The sequence below is a fragment of the Lysinibacillus sp. GW821-FHT14F06 genome, assembly GCF_058803665.1.
On record NZ_JBXAPF010000001.1, the window covers coordinates 240,399 to 257,294 of the forward strand.

The 16,896-nt window shown below is 34.3% G+C and carries 19 protein-coding genes; 7 read left to right on the forward strand and 12 right to left on the reverse strand.

Annotation, left to right across the window (positions count from 1 at the left end):
• The first annotated feature begins 155 nt into the window (after window positions 1-155).
• The 3 genes from AC1RNS_RS01140 to AC1RNS_RS01150 all read left to right on the forward strand — a co-directional run bounded on the left by AC1RNS_RS01140 (window position 156) and on the right by AC1RNS_RS01150 (window position 2,386).
• Window positions 156-608 (forward strand): 2-thiouracil desulfurase family protein, encoded by a 453-nt coding sequence (locus AC1RNS_RS01140; protein ID WP_492990173.1) that lies wholly within the window; start codon window positions 156-158, stop codon window positions 606-608.
• Window positions 609-722: 114 nt separating this feature from the next.
• Window positions 723-1,289 carry a sigma-70 family RNA polymerase sigma factor gene (locus AC1RNS_RS01145; RefSeq protein WP_492990175.1) on the forward strand — a complete coding sequence of 189 codons (567 nt, stop codon included), beginning with the start codon at window positions 723-725 and terminating at the stop codon, window positions 1,287-1,289.
• Window positions 1,286-2,386: a DUF4179 domain-containing protein gene (locus tag AC1RNS_RS01150; RefSeq protein ID WP_492990177.1), complete on the forward strand. Its 1,101-nt coding sequence runs from the start codon at window positions 1,286-1,288 to the stop codon at window positions 2,384-2,386. The genes AC1RNS_RS01145 and AC1RNS_RS01150 overlap by 4 nt, the downstream gene beginning before the upstream one ends.
• 55 nt (window positions 2,387-2,441) lie before the next feature.
• On the opposite strand, the gene AC1RNS_RS01155 is transcribed toward AC1RNS_RS01150, so the two are convergent.
• The 9 genes from AC1RNS_RS01155 to AC1RNS_RS01195 all read right to left on the reverse strand — a co-directional run bounded on the left by AC1RNS_RS01155 (window position 2,442) and on the right by AC1RNS_RS01195 (window position 12,136).
• Window positions 2,442-4,832: an FtsX-like permease family protein gene (locus AC1RNS_RS01155; protein WP_492990179.1), complete on the reverse strand. Its 2,391-nt coding sequence runs from the start codon at window positions 4,830-4,832 to the stop codon at window positions 2,442-2,444.
• Window positions 4,833-4,835: 3 nt separating this feature from the next.
• Window positions 4,836-5,594: an ABC transporter ATP-binding protein gene (locus tag AC1RNS_RS01160; protein WP_492990181.1), complete on the reverse strand. Its 759-nt coding sequence runs from the start codon at window positions 5,592-5,594 to the stop codon at window positions 4,836-4,838.
• Between the two features lie 277 nt (window positions 5,595-5,871).
• On the reverse strand, window positions 5,872-6,357 hold the full coding sequence (locus AC1RNS_RS01165) for a DinB family protein (protein WP_492990183.1): 486 nt from the start codon (window positions 6,355-6,357) through the stop codon (window positions 5,872-5,874).
• Between the two features lie 74 nt (window positions 6,358-6,431).
• On the reverse strand, window positions 6,432-7,871 hold the full coding sequence (locus AC1RNS_RS01170; protein WP_492990185.1) for a sensor histidine kinase: 1,440 nt from the start codon (window positions 7,869-7,871) through the stop codon (window positions 6,432-6,434).
• Window positions 7,872-7,880: 9 nt separating this feature from the next.
• Window positions 7,881-8,591, reverse strand: coding sequence for a response regulator transcription factor (locus AC1RNS_RS01175; protein ID WP_492990187.1), 711 nt, complete (start codon window positions 8,589-8,591; stop codon window positions 7,881-7,883).
• Between the two features lie 6 nt (window positions 8,592-8,597).
• On the reverse strand, window positions 8,598-9,311 hold the full coding sequence (locus AC1RNS_RS01180; protein ID WP_492990189.1) for an ABC transporter permease: 714 nt from the start codon (window positions 9,309-9,311) through the stop codon (window positions 8,598-8,600).
• 21 nt (window positions 9,312-9,332) lie between these two features.
• On the reverse strand, window positions 9,333-10,211 hold the full coding sequence (locus AC1RNS_RS01185) for an ABC transporter ATP-binding protein (protein ID WP_492990191.1): 879 nt from the start codon (window positions 10,209-10,211) through the stop codon (window positions 9,333-9,335).
• A gap of 183 nt (window positions 10,212-10,394) precedes the next feature.
• Complete coding sequence (locus AC1RNS_RS01190) at window positions 10,395-11,411, reverse strand: ABC transporter permease (protein ID WP_492990193.1); 1,017 nt, start codon at window positions 11,409-11,411, stop codon at window positions 10,395-10,397.
• A complete protein-coding gene (locus AC1RNS_RS01195) occupies window positions 11,408-12,136 on the reverse strand; it encodes an ABC transporter ATP-binding protein (RefSeq protein WP_492990195.1) in 729 nt (242 codons plus the stop codon). Before AC1RNS_RS01195 ends, AC1RNS_RS01190 begins: the two co-directional genes overlap by 4 nt.
• 188 nt (window positions 12,137-12,324) lie before the next feature.
• Between AC1RNS_RS01195 and AC1RNS_RS01200 the strand changes: the two genes are divergently transcribed.
• The 4 genes from AC1RNS_RS01200 (at window position 12,325) to AC1RNS_RS01215 (ending at window position 14,304) form a co-directional block, all read left to right on the forward strand.
• Window positions 12,325-12,609 carry a TetR/AcrR family transcriptional regulator gene (locus tag AC1RNS_RS01200; protein WP_492990197.1) on the forward strand — a complete coding sequence of 95 codons (285 nt, stop codon included), beginning with the start codon at window positions 12,325-12,327 and terminating at the stop codon, window positions 12,607-12,609.
• Between the two features lie 13 nt (window positions 12,610-12,622).
• Window positions 12,623-12,916: a TetR-like C-terminal domain-containing protein gene (locus AC1RNS_RS01205; protein ID WP_492990445.1), complete on the forward strand. Its 294-nt coding sequence runs from the start codon at window positions 12,623-12,625 to the stop codon at window positions 12,914-12,916.
• Window positions 12,917-13,040: 124 nt separating this feature from the next.
• Window positions 13,041-13,658, forward strand: coding sequence for a TetR/AcrR family transcriptional regulator (locus AC1RNS_RS01210; RefSeq protein WP_492990199.1), 618 nt, complete (start codon window positions 13,041-13,043; stop codon window positions 13,656-13,658).
• Between the two features lies 1 nt (window position 13,659).
• Window positions 13,660-14,304 carry a CPBP family intramembrane glutamic endopeptidase gene (locus tag AC1RNS_RS01215; protein WP_492990201.1) on the forward strand — a complete coding sequence of 215 codons (645 nt, stop codon included), beginning with the start codon at window positions 13,660-13,662 and terminating at the stop codon, window positions 14,302-14,304.
• A 71-nt stretch (window positions 14,305-14,375) separates the two neighbouring features.
• Here AC1RNS_RS01215 and AC1RNS_RS01220 read toward each other — a convergent pair whose 3' ends face one another.
• Genes AC1RNS_RS01220 through AC1RNS_RS01230 form a run of 3 tightly spaced genes read right to left on the reverse strand, consistent with a single transcriptional unit; the run spans window position 14,376 to window position 16,716 of the window.
• On the reverse strand, window positions 14,376-15,173 hold the full coding sequence (locus tag AC1RNS_RS01220) for an ABC transporter permease subunit (RefSeq protein WP_492990203.1): 798 nt from the start codon (window positions 15,171-15,173) through the stop codon (window positions 14,376-14,378).
• Window positions 15,170-16,057 (reverse strand): ABC transporter ATP-binding protein, encoded by an 888-nt coding sequence (locus tag AC1RNS_RS01225; protein ID WP_492990446.1) that lies wholly within the window; start codon window positions 16,055-16,057, stop codon window positions 15,170-15,172. The genes AC1RNS_RS01220 and AC1RNS_RS01225 overlap by 4 nt, the downstream gene beginning before the upstream one ends.
• 11 nt (window positions 16,058-16,068) lie before the next feature.
• Window positions 16,069-16,716 carry a TetR/AcrR family transcriptional regulator gene (locus tag AC1RNS_RS01230; RefSeq protein WP_492990205.1) on the reverse strand — a complete coding sequence of 216 codons (648 nt, stop codon included), beginning with the start codon at window positions 16,714-16,716 and terminating at the stop codon, window positions 16,069-16,071.
• Window positions 16,717-16,896 lie beyond the last annotated feature (180 nt).

Sequence of the window (16,896 nt, forward strand, 5' to 3'; positions counted from 1 at the left end):
GTCTTAGGTCTACTATAGCAGTTGTATCAATAGGGAGTTATAATAAATGTGTCTTACAGTCCATAAATGGGATAAAAATATTGTAACAAAGAATCTAAAATTTAACGTAACATTTAAAAGATGCTGTGTTGATACTGAGGAAATGAGGAAACGATGTGATATTAATAAGTGCTTGCTTAGCAGGATTAAAGGTACGCTATAATGGTACAGATTGTTTAGATGAAAGAATACAACAGCTTGTATTAGAAAATAAGGCTATAACTGTGTGCCCTGAATTAATGGGTGGCTTTACTACTCCACGTGAGCCCGCTGAAATAGTTGGTGGAGATGGGGGAGACGTTCTTGATGGAAAGGCGATTGTAGTGGAAAAATCGGGCCTTGATGTTACGGAACTGTATTTAAAGGGTGCCTATGCAACTTTACATAAAGCGCTTGAACTTGGTGCGACGAAGGTTATCTTAAAAGAGTATAGTCCATCCTGTGGCAGTGCAATGATTTATAATGGTAATTTCAATCATACAAAAATAAGCGGTATAGGTGTCACAACCGCTTTGCTAAAAAGAAATAATATAGAGGTTATTTCAGAAGAAGATTTTTTTACAGAATAAAAAAAGTTGAATTCCTGCGTAAAAGGAATTCATTTTTTTTTGAGAGAAAATGCTTGATATGTTCGTTGTATAGGATGTAGAGGCCTATACAAGAAGTTGAGAGGAATTGGTGCCATGAAATCGAATGAGAAAAATTTCATCAAGCGATTAAAACGACAGAAAGAGGATGCCCTTGAATATGTCGTAGATCAGTACTTATCGCTTGTGAAAGGTGTTATTTATAAGGTACTTGCACCATTGCAACAGGATTATATAGTTGAAGAATGTATCAATGATATCTTTTTAAGTATTTGGGACAACATTGAGCAATTTAAGGGAGACAATGATGATTTTCGAAAGTGGCTTTGTGTCATTGCTAAGTTTAAAGCTTTCGATTATTACCGACGAGCAGTAAAGAATAGAGAAATATCCTCAGAGCACCCAGACTTACTAATCGACCCTTCAGTTGAGGAAGTGGTCATTCAGCTTGAAAATCAAGAAGAATTAGTAAAGTTAATCAACACACTAGATGCTATAGATAGAAAAATATTTATAATGAGATTTTTCATTGGAATGAACACAAAGGATATTGCAATTCAAGTTGGTTTGACAGGTGCAGCTGTTGATAATCGCATATATCGAGGCAAGAAAAAATTACAGCAGCAAGCAATTGAATTAAAGCTTGGGGGTAATCCAACATGAAGGAAATATATAAATTTTTCAATGACGTGCAATTAGATAATAAGGAATTTACTGAACTGGATGTTAGTGAATTTGAAAAAGCTCAGGTAAAAAAGCGATTAAAGCAAATCCTAAAGAAAAAGAAAAAAAGAGTGAGATGGTCGCAAATAGCAGTAGCAATGCTTTTTATAGGATTTTCAGGGGCGATATTAGGCTATACCTTTCCGGCCAATGCAGGAAGCATTCCTATTGTAAGAAACATCTTTCAATTTATAGATGGAGAAAGATCTTCACTTTATGAAAATTATAAAGAATTTTCAACAGCTATAGAATTATCCGACGTAAGTAAGGGTGTGGAGATATCGATTAATGATGCCCTTTACGATGGTGAAACAATTTTTGTAACCTATTCTCTCAAAAGTAAAAAGAAATTAGGTGATCATCCAAGAATCCATGATACTTCTTCTTCAGTAAAGGATGCAGATGGCATGGCATGGGGATCGGAAATAAAAAGAGTAGACGATTACAATTATGTTGGAATGTTAACAGTTGGAAATTTCGGAACAAATGTAGGGGATACAGCATACTTAGTATGGGATATTGATAAAATTTTAACGGAAGAGAATACAATGATTAATGGTCATTGGCGTTTTGCTTTTTCAGTAGAGGCAACCACAAAGCACACGCAAATAGTCAATAAATCCTCCACTCTTGATGGCATTAGAGTGTCAGCCAAACAAATCACCCATACACCGATGTCAACCATTGTATATGTAAGGCAACAATTAGATCAGCATATTTTAGATTATTGGGATAATATCGACCTAGACTTTACAATGACAGATGATATGGGGAATAACTATGATGGTTTGAATCATGGGGGTCGCGGTTATCCAAATGATCTTCGTATAGGTAAGACGTTTGGAAAAGTTGACGAAAGGGCAACTACACTGAAGATTATGCCATATGTCCGGCTCATGAAGTCATCTGTAAATGATGATGAACCAATAGAGGAAAAGAATGCTTTTGGAGAAACTGTTGTGAGGAATAGAACTGTAGAGCTAGAGGATTTTAAAGAAATAAATCTTGAACCGATCGTTATTGAATTGAAAGAATAAGTAAGATATGAAAGGATGAAACTGCCCTCGCTCTTTTATAGAGTAAGGGCAGTTTTTAGTCAACGAGTAGAATTCGAGGTGATGTTTTGGCAATGATTTTTGTGGATAACCAGCAACCAACACAGGCTGCCACAATACTTAAGAAGGATAATCCGATGGTTATTGGCCAATTTATCACAAGAGGTAATTCTAGTAAGCCATATTCTACAATAATACTTTGTAAAGCTGCGGGAATTATTTTTACACCGATAAAAATTCCAAACATAGCCCCTAGTGATGAAAGTAATACAATTCCAGATGTAATCGACCATCGAATAGTATTTGAGGTCATACCAATAGATTTAAAAATTCCGTAAGTTCCGCTTTCTTTTCTTACGTTTATTCTGGAAACACTAAAAATAATGATGAATGTTACAACAATAAATAAAATTCCGATAACAGATAATGGGATGATTAAAACAGCGACCACAACTTTATAGACATCATATAATAATGTTTGTTGTGTGACAGCTTTGACAGAGCTTTTAAAGTTATTGTTTAAATCATCAACGATTTGAGTTGATAATGTCTCATCTACCAAATTGATCATACTGATTTCTGAAGCAGAATAGGTAGCATTATAAACTTTGATTACATCAGCGGTAATTCTCGCTGAATTAGACATATTTGCTATCGATTGATAAATACCAGTAACAATCAAATGATGCTGCTTGCCTTCGATATAGACTTCTACAATATCTCCTACATTTTTGTGTAAAGCCTTTGCGACATTAAGGCCAATGGCGATTTCATTTTTTTTTATAGGATTACGGCCAGAAATTGTCTCGTATCCAGCAACATCAAAACTACCTTCAATGGTATTGACATTAATATTTAGAGGTTGATTTGATTCATTAGGGAGAACCCCTGTAAATTGATCGAACCAAGCGTGATTTTTTATGCGTTCATCTGAGCGTAAAAATTGTTCAAACTGTTGTTTTGAGAATGTTGCCTCATTAAAAACCGTTACAACAACATGTGATGAATCGTAGCCCAATGCTGGTGTGTTTTGTTTGATGTTGGAAATAAAGCTATTATGAATGACTGCACTAAACACTAAAATTGCAGAAGTAATGGCTGTAAGAACAATAATTAAAAACGAACTTTTCATATTTTTAGTAATGTTTTTAATGCTAATTTGAAGTTGAATCGGCAAATGAACTAAATTAGAAAGACGATTAGAGTTGTTTAAACGCCGATTCAATTTACTGTTTGCAGATTCTGACATGCCGTACTTAATTGCTTGTACTGGTTCAACGTGACGTGCTTTGTTTGAGTAAATGAACGCAGTAAGGATAACAATGACGAGGATTATGACAGCAAGTAGCATAGTGATTCTAAAATCTTGAATAATCGTCAAATGCTTTCCGGCCTTTAAATAAGATAAAGAGCTTTCTATGATTACTCTGGAAAGGACTGTACTGGCAATAAGACCCGGAATAATTGAAACCATGGATAATAAACCAAATTGTAAAACATAGGTCGCACTAATTTTCCGAGAAGTGAGTCCAAGAGATTTGATAACACCAATCGTTTTATAGTTCGTTAAAATGGCATCTGAAATACTAAAACCAATAATAAACAATGAAATGAATAACATTGCTACACCAAAAGCGATCATGATAAAGCCAATAATTTTATTAATAATAAAATTAAACGAATAGAGATCCACGTATTCCATTTTTGATTCAAGGTAGGGGCCGTTTAAAAATTTTTCGAATTCTATCCAATAGTTTGCACTTTGCTGATAATCATCAAAGCGAAGAGCCATCATATATTGTTCAGACCCTATCATCGAATCAAATTGTTTATGATAGTCAGAGTCGTTCATCCAAATACGAGCATTCGTTGTAAAGGGTCCACCGTATGGCAAATCTACAACAATACCCGAAACATTTAATGTAAAAGCTTTTTCGCCAGTGTTAAATTCAATAGCATCTCCAAGTGAAATATTCGAAGTAGTAGCCATTGATGTGGGAATCCAAATTGTTCCCTCAGTAGGATAGTCCTGATTTTCACCCTCTGAAAATAGTAATTGATCAATAGCAAAGGGCGTTTTTGGTGTATTCATCATGAATAAGTAGAGATCATTTGGCGTTTCTGCACCATTCGCTGTAAAGCCAGATAAATTTCTATAGGGAATGAGATTCGAGGCAGAAACCCCTTGTTGTTCTTGCCACCAATTGTTGACAGTGTTTGGATTATGAATATCCTTACCCATCGTTAAAATTTGATGTGCCCCATTCGAATCATGATGTGTTTTTTCAAAAATATTGCTTGTATTCATCATAATCGTTACAGAGGTAGCTAATAAAAGGGTGGATAACATAATTAGAATGGCTAATAGTAAATTTTGGATTTTTCTTTTCTTGATATGTGCAAAACAAAGAGTAAGTATTGCGTACATTTTTTACTCCTTTCCCGCGACATAAGAAAAGATAATATGTTCACGCTCTTGTATGCTAGCATCATCGTATTGATCGAAGTTTAAAATACCTCCAATTTTTCCATCCTGAATAATAATAAGCCGATTAGCACGACAGGCTGCTTTTATATCATGTGTAATCATTACTACCGACTGACCCTTTTTGTTTAAATTCGTTAAAATGTCTAGGACAGCTACTCCTTGATCGTAATTTAAACTACCAGTTGGTTCATCTGCAAATAGAATCTCTGGGTCATTGACTAATGCTCTAGCAATAGCAGCTCTTTGTTGCTGTCCACCAGAGGTTTGCGAAGGTAAACGATTCCGTTGCTCCTCAAGTCCCATTTTATTTAATAGCATCTTCGCTTTTTTTATCACATCTTTTTTAGGGTATTTTGCAATATATCCTGGGAGGCTGATGTTTTCTAGCAATGTCATATCCGGGACGAGATTACTACTTTGATAGACATATCCTATCTTTTTAGAGCGAAATGTAGCTAACTGCTGTTCGGTAAATGTATCCAGCCTTTCTCCATAAAAATAGACTTCACCCGTCGTAATGGAATCTAGACCACTTAAAAGATAAAGCAGTGTCGATTTACCTGAACCGGAGTTTCCCATAATAACAGTAAAATCTCCTTTATATATTTCGATATTAATATTTTTTATTGCATGAAATTGCTCACTCCCTGTGGAATATGTCTTGCATAGATTTTGAGCATGAATAAGTACCTCTTTTTCCACGAAAATACCGCCTCCATCGATTTTATTTCTTTTAGTGTAAGGGGGATTTATTATAAGGGCCTTATTAAATTATTAATAAATTATTACAAGAACTAGAAAATTTGAAAATCGTATTTTGCCGTAAAAGTGATTGATGGAGATCTAAAAAATTAGTTGGGGATGAAGAAAGAAAATCCCCATTGATTAAAGTTTCTCTCTATTTATGCAGAGGCATAATTGATTATAAAGACAAAAATAAGCTTTGGATATAAGATGATGTCCAAAGCTCTTTCATAAATTATTTTGTCTTTACCTGCTCAATTTTTAATCCAAAAATTTGAGGCGGTTCAATGTTGTTCATTTGTAAATATGCTGAGATTTGTCCACGATGATGGATTTCATGTTCGGGAATCGACATAAGTATTCTCCATGCACTTACTTCATGACCATGAAGGGTTAAAACCTTTTTTGACAACACATCGTTACCAATTTTCAATAGCCCCTCTGTTAATTTAGTTTGACATGACTCTAAATAATTAGATATATCCTCTAGGGAAGCCCCATTATTAGTATCATGACCTGTGTACGTCCACGAACCATGTTCAAATATTCCAAGAAACATTAAACGAGATGATGCGATATGCCGCAATAAATCGCCTATAGAAAATTTATTTTTAGAGTGCTTCCAATCTAAAAGTTCATCAGGTATTGCCTTCATATTTTGCATCGTTCGTTTATGAATACCATCTAAATATTTTACATATTCCTCTATGTCATGAATCATGTCTTCACTCTCCAATTTTTTTCTGACATTCATTATTTATATTCTTAATTTTTCGAAATTATCCTCTTGAAAATTTAAATAATAGGAAGAGTTAATGTAAATGTTGTTCCTATATTTTGTTTGCTTTTAAATGAAATAGAACCATTATGCGCTTCCATAATATGCTTACAAATAGACAACCCAAGTCCAGCTCCTTCATTTTTCACAGCAGTCTCACCAGTAGCCTGAATACCTCTGAAGTAGCGTTCAAAAATAAAAGGCATATCCTCAGGTAGCATTCCATTACCATTATCTATGACATTAATGTATAGTAATTGGTTTTCAATATTGATGGAAACGGTTATGGAATTGCCTTTAGAAGTATGTTTTAGTGCGTTCGTAATAAGGTTTGAAAGTACCTGCTCTAGTCGATGCTCATCTGCTCGAATAAGGACATTAGGAATATACTCTGGCTCGATAAAATGAATGCCAGTCGTTTGGACGTAATGATGAATGGGGTGCAAAATATTCGTAAAAACATCTTTGCTATATTGCTCTGTTAAGTTAACTGGGATATGCCCAAGCTCCTTCAACGTGTGAATAAATAAATCATCAATTAGCCTGGACATTTTTTCAGTATTTGTTTGCATGATTTGAATATATGACATAAGCGAATCCATGTCAGGACAAATTCCCTCAGAAATAGCATCTAAGTAAGCTTTTATTGTTGTTAGAGGTGTTCTTACCTCATGCGAAATACTCGAAATGAGCTTTTTTTGGTTTTGCTCCTGTTCATCTCGTTGTAGCGTAAGATTTTTTATTTCTAATCGCATTTGATCAAATACTGCATACAATTCACCAATTTCATCTACTCTCGGATACTCCGTTTTCTGTTCATAATTCCCTTTGACAATTTCTTCGGTACTTTTTTTCAAATTATTTAAGGGAAGTAAGATTTCCTTATTAGCCTTTCGTGTAATGTAAATGGCAAGGCCAATGATTAAAAAACATATTAGACCACTTAAAAATAAAATTGAAAAAATGCTAGTACTAGGTTGTTCCATGGGGAAGAGTACATCTTTATCAATGGTGAAAATAGCGTTACCTAGTTGTTCATTCGTCTTACTAACTATAGGAAAGGCAATTTTTATGATTCCTGGTTGTTGTTGAGAAGTAAATAAATCATAATGTAAATCGTTTTTTAAGCTGATAAACTGTGAAGGGTCTTCTTCTATGGAATTAAAAATAATTTTCCCATCTAATTGAACAATTGTGATATCTATATCTAGGCTATTGCTCATTTCTTGAAGGGAATTGCGTAAATTTAAATTTTGTTCGAAACTTGTAAAATGGTCTTCTATGTACAATAAAACGTTATTTACCTGTAAGCGAATTTGATTGATAACGTACTTATTTGATGGTTCCTCATTTTGTTTAACAGTAGTAAGCAGTAATAGAAGGAAACAAATAAATAATAGAGAAACACAAATTAGTATAGACCACAGCCATTTCTTCATCCAAATTTTTAAATACATTGTGCTCTCCTACGAATGATTTTGAGTATTAAATTTATAACCAACACCCCAAACAGTTTGAAGGTAGATAGGGCAAGATGGATTGACTTCAATTTTTTCACGGAGACGTCTAATATAAACAGTTATCGTGTTTTCATCACCATATGTGTCATAGCCCCAAACAGCATCAAGCAGCTGCGTTTTGGAGAACACCTGATTACTATTTTTCATTAGAAAAAATAGCATTTCAAACTCTTTTGCTGATAGAGAAATATGCTTTTGATCAAGGGAAAAGGTATACTCGTTTTTATTGATAATCATTTGATCAATTTGAATTAAATCCACCTTTTCTGTATTGTCCTGCAACCATCTATCCTGTTTCCGTAAATGGGCATTTATTCTCGCTACAAGCTCACTTAAGGAAAATGGCTTCGTCATATAATCATCTGCACCGAATCCTAGACCAAGAACCTTATCAGTATCACTGCTGCGAGCACTTAAAATTAATATCGCAACATTGCTATCTTCTCGAATTTGACGACATAATTCGATGCCATCACAATCAGGGAGAGATAGGTCAAGAATAACAAAATCAGGACGGCTATTTTTTATAGCCTGAATAGCCTCATGTCCATTTTGAGCGATATAAGGCTCAAAATGGTTGACGCTTAAATAGTCTCTAATAATAGTAGCAATATCACTTTCATCCTCTATAATTAGCACTTTTGCTTTTTTTAACATAGAAATTTATCTCCTTAGTAGTTTTCGATTAGCTAGGAGGAAGAATACCATAATGACTAGGCTAGCATAAATAAATATCCACGCAAATTGCCAATAAAAAATGCTTGGTATTGTTGTTATGGAATCTTCTGAATTCATCATTTCTAACGAAAGACGGACTGGAGGAAGCAGCCAAGTAAGGCCTTTCACTTGTGATATTGTCTCGTGTAAAGCAGCGGCTACAACAGAGATTAGTAAGATGCCTAGCACACCCCACCAAGTATTGTGCCTATTTTTAACAAGCTCTCTTGTACAGATAGCTGAAAGTGCAATAGCTAGTATAGCTAAACTAAAGTGAGAAAGGAAGCCTAGTAATAGATGTAAAAATCTTGGCGTTTCTCCAAAGGCACCAATAACAGTAGGGTAAAGTACTGATATAAAGCTTAAACCTAACGCAAGCAGTGAACAAATAATAAAAATTGCTAAATTGTATTGTGTTCGGCCTTTAGCATGTAGCGTTGTTAATACTTTTTGCTCCTCATCCTCCGCGTGAAATAGTGTGACCGTAAACCATCCCATTAGAAAAAAGAGCATAATGGCTGTGAATGAATAGCTATCTAATATAGGATTTGGAACAAAGGTATAATTGACGACAAGACATAGCACAAAGATTGAAAAAGGTGGAACATATTGATAAGTCCTTAAATAATTGATAAATTGATAGCGTAATAAACTAAGCATTCTAGTGTCTATTCCTCCTCGTTAAAATTGATTATAGAAATGTTCCTCCTGATAGTTGACTGGTATTAATTGTTTGATGGAGACATTTTTGCGTAGAAGGTCTTCTAAAATACGATTGGTATCCTCTAATTTAATTACAGTAACAATTTCAAAATGGTCAGAATTTAACTGATTTTGCTCTAGAATATCAAGAAAAGGATATAGGTTTTCCAATAGTGCCAGATCGCCAATATCAAAAATTAATCTATTATGCTGTGTCTGATTGGAATTGAGTGAATCTGTTTGGATGATTTTGTTATTCTGAATTACAAAAACGGTGTCAACAAGATGCTGAAGCAATTTCGTTTCATGACAGGTTAGGACGATGCTTAAACCCTTGTCTTTTAAAATAGAGAGGGTTTCTTCTAAATCACTCTGTGCCTTTGGATCAAGACCTGATAATGGCTCATCCAATATTAGTAGATCCGTATTTTCAAGCATTGCCTGCATAATCATTACCTTTTGCTTCATGCCTTTTGAAAAATGAATGATACGAATATTCCTTGATTCCTGTAAATGAAACATTTCTAGTAAATCATCAATTTTTTGCTGTAATTGTTTTGTCGCCATTCCTCGAATACTGCCCATATGAAAAAGATATTCTTCTGGTGTAAATAAAATATGTGAAGGTGTCACCTCTGGCACATACCCAATTTTTAAAGACTGTTGGTGTTTAATAACTGCACCACTGTCGGCATCTATTAATCCAGCAATGATTTTTAATAGAGTGCTCTTTCCAGAACCGTTCTTTCCAACAAGGGCTATTATTTGGTGGGCATAAATTGATAAGCAAGCATTCTCTAAAATCTTTTTGCCTTTGTATTGTTTAGAGATGTTCTGTATTTCCATCATCATCTTCATTTTTATACCCCTTTATTTTATTGATATTTTGGTAAAATACATATGTACGATGGCACTAATTGTAAAACTAGTATAGATGAATATCTGCTCTTTTACTATGAAAATGATGGGGTAATTTTCTATTTTTGGTCATTACGTTAAAAAGAGTTCTGCCTAGGATATGGCAGAACTCTTCTGTGTGCATTATAAGGATCGATATTTTTTTAGGCTAATAATATTTAGCGCAATGAATACAAGGGCGAAGCAAGCAAGTATCACTAAATCCACAACAATGTCATGAAAAGCATAGCCCTTATACATAACACCATTCAGTGCATCAGCCGCATAGTAAAGCGGCATAATACGTCCGATATTTTGCAGCCATTCTACCATATTATCTAGTGGAAAAATGCCTGAAAAAAATATTTGAGGGACAATAACAAGCGGAATAAACTGCATCATTTGAAATTCAGATGCTGCAAAGCTTGATAGCAATGCTCCTAATGATAATGAAACAAGTGCTACAACAATATTAATAAGCAAAACAAGCCAAATGGAGCCAACATGTACTATGTCTAAAATATAAATGCCAAATAAAACGATAATAATAGTTTGAAGGAAGGCAAACAAACCATAGCCAATCATATAGCCTGCGACAATTTCTGAGCGTTTAATCGGTGTTGCAAGCAGACGTTCCAGTGTCCCAGAGGTGCGTTCCTTTAATAACGCTATCCCTGTTATTAAAAAAACGAAAAAGAAAACAAAGAAACCAGTAAGCATTGGACTAAAAATATCAAAGATAGCGGTATTTTCATCCCCATAAATATACTCAGTCTTTAGATTGAACATAGAAGCTTGTTCAGGCTGTAAGGCTTGAGAGAGCTTCATCATAACAGCTTTTGTACTAGAGGGATCATCATTTAATAATGTAAGCTTTATATCATTTTGCTTGATTGCTAACCATCCGTCATATTTTTCTTCTTTTAACATCGGTGAGGAATAATCATTGTTTTCCACTACTTTAACATCTACTGCTTTAAGCTTTTGGATTAATGGTGCTGGACCATTCGATACAACAAGCGTCATCTCAGGCTCATTACTATTAAAAATAAAATACATTAAGGAAAGAATAATTAAAGGTGCAATAAATAATAAAGCAAGTGTCCGTTTATCGCGTTTCATCTGCTGCATAATTCTTGTTACGATAGCACCAATTCTCATAGCACGTCACCCCCAGCCTTTACAAATACCTCATCAAAATCTTGTGCTTGATAACGGTCTTTTAATTCATGCGGAGTACCATAGGCAATAATCTGCCCATTTCTTAGCATAGCTAATTGATCACATCGTTCTGCCTCGTCCATGGCATGTGTTGTGACAAGAATTGTTTTCTGTTCCTCGTCTTTTAATCGAATAAGCTCCTGCCATATTACCTTTTTCAAGACAGGATCAATGCCAACTGTCGGTTCATCAAGAATTAAAAGTTGTGGATTTTGGAGTAGGGCAATGGCAAGGGATAATCTTCTCTTCATTCCGCCAGAGTAATTCATGACCTTACCTTTTAAATCATCTGTCAAACGAACGAGATTGGCGGCATAGGCTACTCGTTCAGCACGTTCTTTTTTTGATAATCGAAAAAGCTTTGCAAAAAAATGAAGATTTTCTTGCCCTGTTAAATCCAAATAAAGTGCATCAGATTGTGCCATATAGCCGATATCCATTAGCAACTGCTTATGTGGAACAATTTGGTTCAATACTTGAATACTACCGTTATCAGGTTTTATCATGCCCATAATCATTTTGATTAACGTTGTTTTCCCACAGCCTGAGGGACCAAGTAATCCGATAAGCTGACCCTTTGGAATTTCTAAGGAAAGGGGTGCAATCACTTGCTTATGATGAAATTTTTTTTCAATGGAATTTAGTGATATCGCATTGTTTCCCATATCTCCATCTCCTTTACTGAACACAGTGTTGATACTTGAAATTTTAAAATAGTGTATAGGGAATTACAATCAACAAATACAGAGAATGTGTTAAGTGGTTAGACTATATTGAAACCATCAAAAATTTTCGTTAGCATAAATACAAACACAAGGATTGAATTAAAGAGTCAAACTGTAGGAGGTTAATGATGTCTATTCATGAAAAGATGAATTTTGAAACAAAGCAAGCAATCAAAAAAGCTTTAATCCAACAAATAGAGGAAGCGGGCTTTGAACGAGTAACCGTAAAAAATCTAGCTTTAGCTGCAAACATCAATAGAGGTACTTTTTATTTACATTATAAGGATAAGTTTGAAGTAATGGCGGATTTACAGCAGGAGCTATTAAAAGAATTAGAGTGCTATGTTAAAAATGTTCAACCTGTAGAAGCCTTCCACACCGTAAACAGGACAGCTTTATCAACCATTTGTTGAGGTCTTTCGATGCATTAAAAGGAACGCAAAGGTTTTTCGCGTTTTTTTAGGGGAACAGGGAAGTCCAGCCTTTATTAATAAAATGAAAAAGGTGTTTAGTAATCATATTTTAAATAGCCTTTCTCTTATCGAAGAAGAAAAACTAGATCAAGAATTTCGACAATATTTACAGGCTTTTTTAAGTTCTGCGATTATAGGAGTTATTCAGGAGTGGCTCAATAGTAGCAATGAGGATGTTAGTGTAGAGGAAATGGCAACCATCCATTTTCGCTTAATGCGATTTATCGGGAACCTAGTTACATTATAAATGAACATTTAGCAGGATAATGTTAAAATGCAAAATTTCCTATATTTTGTCGAATTGACAAATATGTAAATAAACAATAGAATAACATTGACTGACTAGTCAATCGAAAAAGGAGTGTTTAGAAATGCCAAGGAAATCAGAGCTTAATCAAGAATTAAGGGATGTGCGAAAAGAACAGATATTAAAAGCTGCCTTGATCGTTTTTGCAAGGAGGGGAATGGTCGCAACAAAAATAAGTGATATTGCTAAAGAGGCAGGATTAAGTCATGGTCTTGTCTATCATTATTTTAATTCGAAAGAAGAGATTTTTTCATTGCTTGTAAAAAAAGCAGCGAATAGTTCTATAGAGGTTATTCAAAAGACAAAAGAATATAAGGGTACACCACTGGAAAAATTAAGATGGATGACAGAGAAAATCTTAAATAGCTTTATAGATTCAGAGCATACACTACTTTTTTTAATCATGATCCAGGCAAGTACCTCTGATGCTATCCCGGCTGAAGTGAAAGAGCTACTCACAGGAGATCCGTCGTTATCACCAGTTATGTGTACATTGCCTATTATTGAAGCAGGGCAAGAAAAGGGAGAAATTATTTCAGCAAACCCTGTAACTTTGGCTGTTACTTATTATGCTTTTATACAAGGCTTAGCTATTAATAAAATTCAATGGCCTGAATGCCCCATCCCTGATGCCAATTTACTGTTGAAAATTTTTATAAATGAAAAAGGGAGTAGCCATTAGTATGAATAGTCGAAAAAATATAGCTCTTTTACTATCACCAATTATAATTATTGGCGTAGGATTTTTAACCGCAACCTTTTTTAGTCAGTACATAGATGGGTGGTCTTGGATTCCCCTAGCAGTAGTTTATTGGAGTTCTTTGGGTATTTGTATTGTCCTATTTAAAGGAGATCGATCAATTAAAAGCTGGCTGAGGAAGTCGAATAAATCAAAATTATGGATTACTATTTCTTTATTATTGGGGATGTTTCCGTTAAGCATTCTACTAATGAATTACCAATTATTCGATTCCACTTTACTCATAATACTATGGTTAGTATTTGCTTTTATTAATCCTTGGTTTGAGGAACTTTATTGGCGCGGAGTGTTACTAGATGGGCTGAAAGATGATTGGTCAAAATGGTTTAGCATAATATATTCCACTTTATTTTTTGTGCTAAGCCATCCATTCATGTGGGGTGTATTTTCGATTGCTAGTAAATCCTATCATTTATATATCTATCTAAGTATAGCAGGTATTGTGTGGGCTATTACATATTTTAAAACAAAGAGCTTAAGGTGGGTTATTTTTTCACATTTTATTGTAGATATTGGTAATTTAACCGTGCTAACATTTCTAAATATTTATTTACCACCAACCATGTAGCTTTTTATGAAGGAAAGCTTGGTTTAAATCTCAAACCAAGCTTGCATCTATGATATAGATTGGCATGCATTTTATAAGTACAAATCCCGTTTCGCAAAAATGCGAACAGCGAACGTGTAGCATAGTAGCCCAATAATAAATAATGTTCCAAGCATCCAAATAGCCGAGCTATCCTGAGCCATTAATTTTTCTGGAGCAAATAGTGAATAGATTGTAAAGTACTGAAGTTTTTCTAACGAGCCTCCCATATTGCTTAGCGCCTCAATTAAATAAAAAATAATTGGTAAGCCCGTACTATAAGCATAGGAGGTTTTTAAATCCCTACTACTACAAGAAACAAGAAAACAATAGCCACTGATGGCAAAGTGCAAGAAAAATAGACCTAGATTTAATGTAAGAAAAGCAGGGATATCTAATTCATTAGGAAATAAAAATTCTGAAAAGATAATGGCAACCAAAGTGGTCACAGCGAGCAGTATAAAGATGCTAGCAATTAAAAAAGATGCCTGTGTAATTACAATTTTCAATCGTCTATTTGGCGTTGCAATAAGATAGGCCATTGAACCATTATCTATATAGCCCATTATAAGTTTATTCGCTAACATAATAATGAACACCAATGGGAGGATTAATAATAAAAATCCATAGAGATAGGTGGATAAAAATTCAATTAACGTATCACCGATAGAACCCATCCCAAATGCGGCCATCATTTCTGGCATAGTAGCCGTAAGCTGCTTTAGAGTATTGCTCATTTCTGGATTATACATATAAACAATACTGATAATATAGAGCATTAATACTGCGAGTATAATACAAAATAATTTAACCGTGGCTTGCATCTCATGTTTTAGCAAAGGAAAGTTCATGATTCTTGTCCTCCTACATCGTAGTAATGCATAAAAATATCTTCGAGTGATTGTGATATAACATCGAGGTCCACCATTTGATAGTGTGCTAATGTTGAAAGTAATGTTTGGACATTCCCTTGAACCTTGATAATCGCCTTTGTTGGACTGATTTGCTCAGTCGTAAATGATTCTTCTAGGAAGCGAGAAAGCTCCTGCTCACTTTGAAATTCAATTAAAAATTTCTTTGATTTGCGTTTTTTTAGATCAGCAATGGCTTCTATGGCAACAATCTTTCCGGCATTAATAATGGCTACTCGGTCACAGGTCTTCTCAATTTCCTCAATCATATGAGAGGACATGAAGATAGTCGTTCCTTTTTCTTTTTCTCGGATAACCAAATCAATAAATTTTGTTTGCATAAGCGGGTCTAATCCACTTGTCGGCTCATCTAAAATGACTATTTCAGGACTATGCATAAATGCACAAACTAAACCGACTTTTTGCTTCATGCCCTTTGACATTTTCTTTATTAGCCCTGTAGCATTTAATTCAAAGTATTGCATAAGCTCATGAGCTCTTGTTAGATCATGTAGTCCCCGCATTTTGGCAATAAATTGAATAAATTGTTGTCCTGTCATTTTATCAATAAACGCTATTTCACCTGGTAAATACCCTACAAATTTTTGTATTTCAGCTGTAGCTTTTCGGCAATCTAATCCTTTTATAGTACAGATGCCCTCAGTTGGCTGTAAAAACCCCATTAAATGTCTGATTGTTGTAGATTTACCAGCACCATTTGGACCTAAAAATCCAAATACCTCTCCTTTTCCAATCTGTAAGTTCACATTTTGTATACTATAAAAATCCCCAAACCTTTTAGTTAACTGATTAATCTCAATTATTGTCATGCTAATCACCCCTTTGTGTTTCGGTATAATAATTGTTTTAAAAATTCAAAATAATGGGCTGCCTCTTCCATGCATTGCTCTAGTAATTGATGAAAGCCTTCAGCGTTATCCACGTTGCTTTTTAATTGCTTTTCAAATCGATCACTGATTCCATCAGTAACCCATCTAATAGTATCTAATGCCTTAGTATTATCTATATTTTCATGAAATAAATTATAATCAATTCCAGCGAACACACGAGTATAGGAAGAATCTTGTAGCTTACTATTATATTGATCAAGTTCATTTCTTACTTCTAAGCTTGTTTCAGCATATGTCTTTTTTAAGAAATCAAAAAGTGTATGGTATTGCTGAATTAATGCAAATTTCATCATCATGATTTGTTTATAGCGTTTAAAAATATCGGGTTCTTCCAAATCTACGCTACTATTGATTGCTTCAGTGAAAATCGTTGTTACATAGTCATATAAATAAAGATATAAATTTTTTTTACTACCAAAGTAGTGAAATAAAATTCCTTTTGATATTTTTGCATCCTTCACTATTTTATTAGTTGAAGCGGTTTCGTAGTTATGAAATGAGAATTCTCGTAGTGCAGCATTTATAATTTTATAACGTTTTTCATCTTCTAAATTTTGAAATGCTTGATACAATTTTTTTCTCCTTTTTATGTATTTTAAGTCGATTATATATGAATTGACCAAGGTGGTCAATATGATTGATGGATAATTTTCCTAGAGATATAGATAGAGAAATGAACAGAAAGAGGATCTTAGGGAATAAAGAGTAAGCTTGTGGAACTCCCCAGGGGGGGGGACGAAGGCAGAAATTAT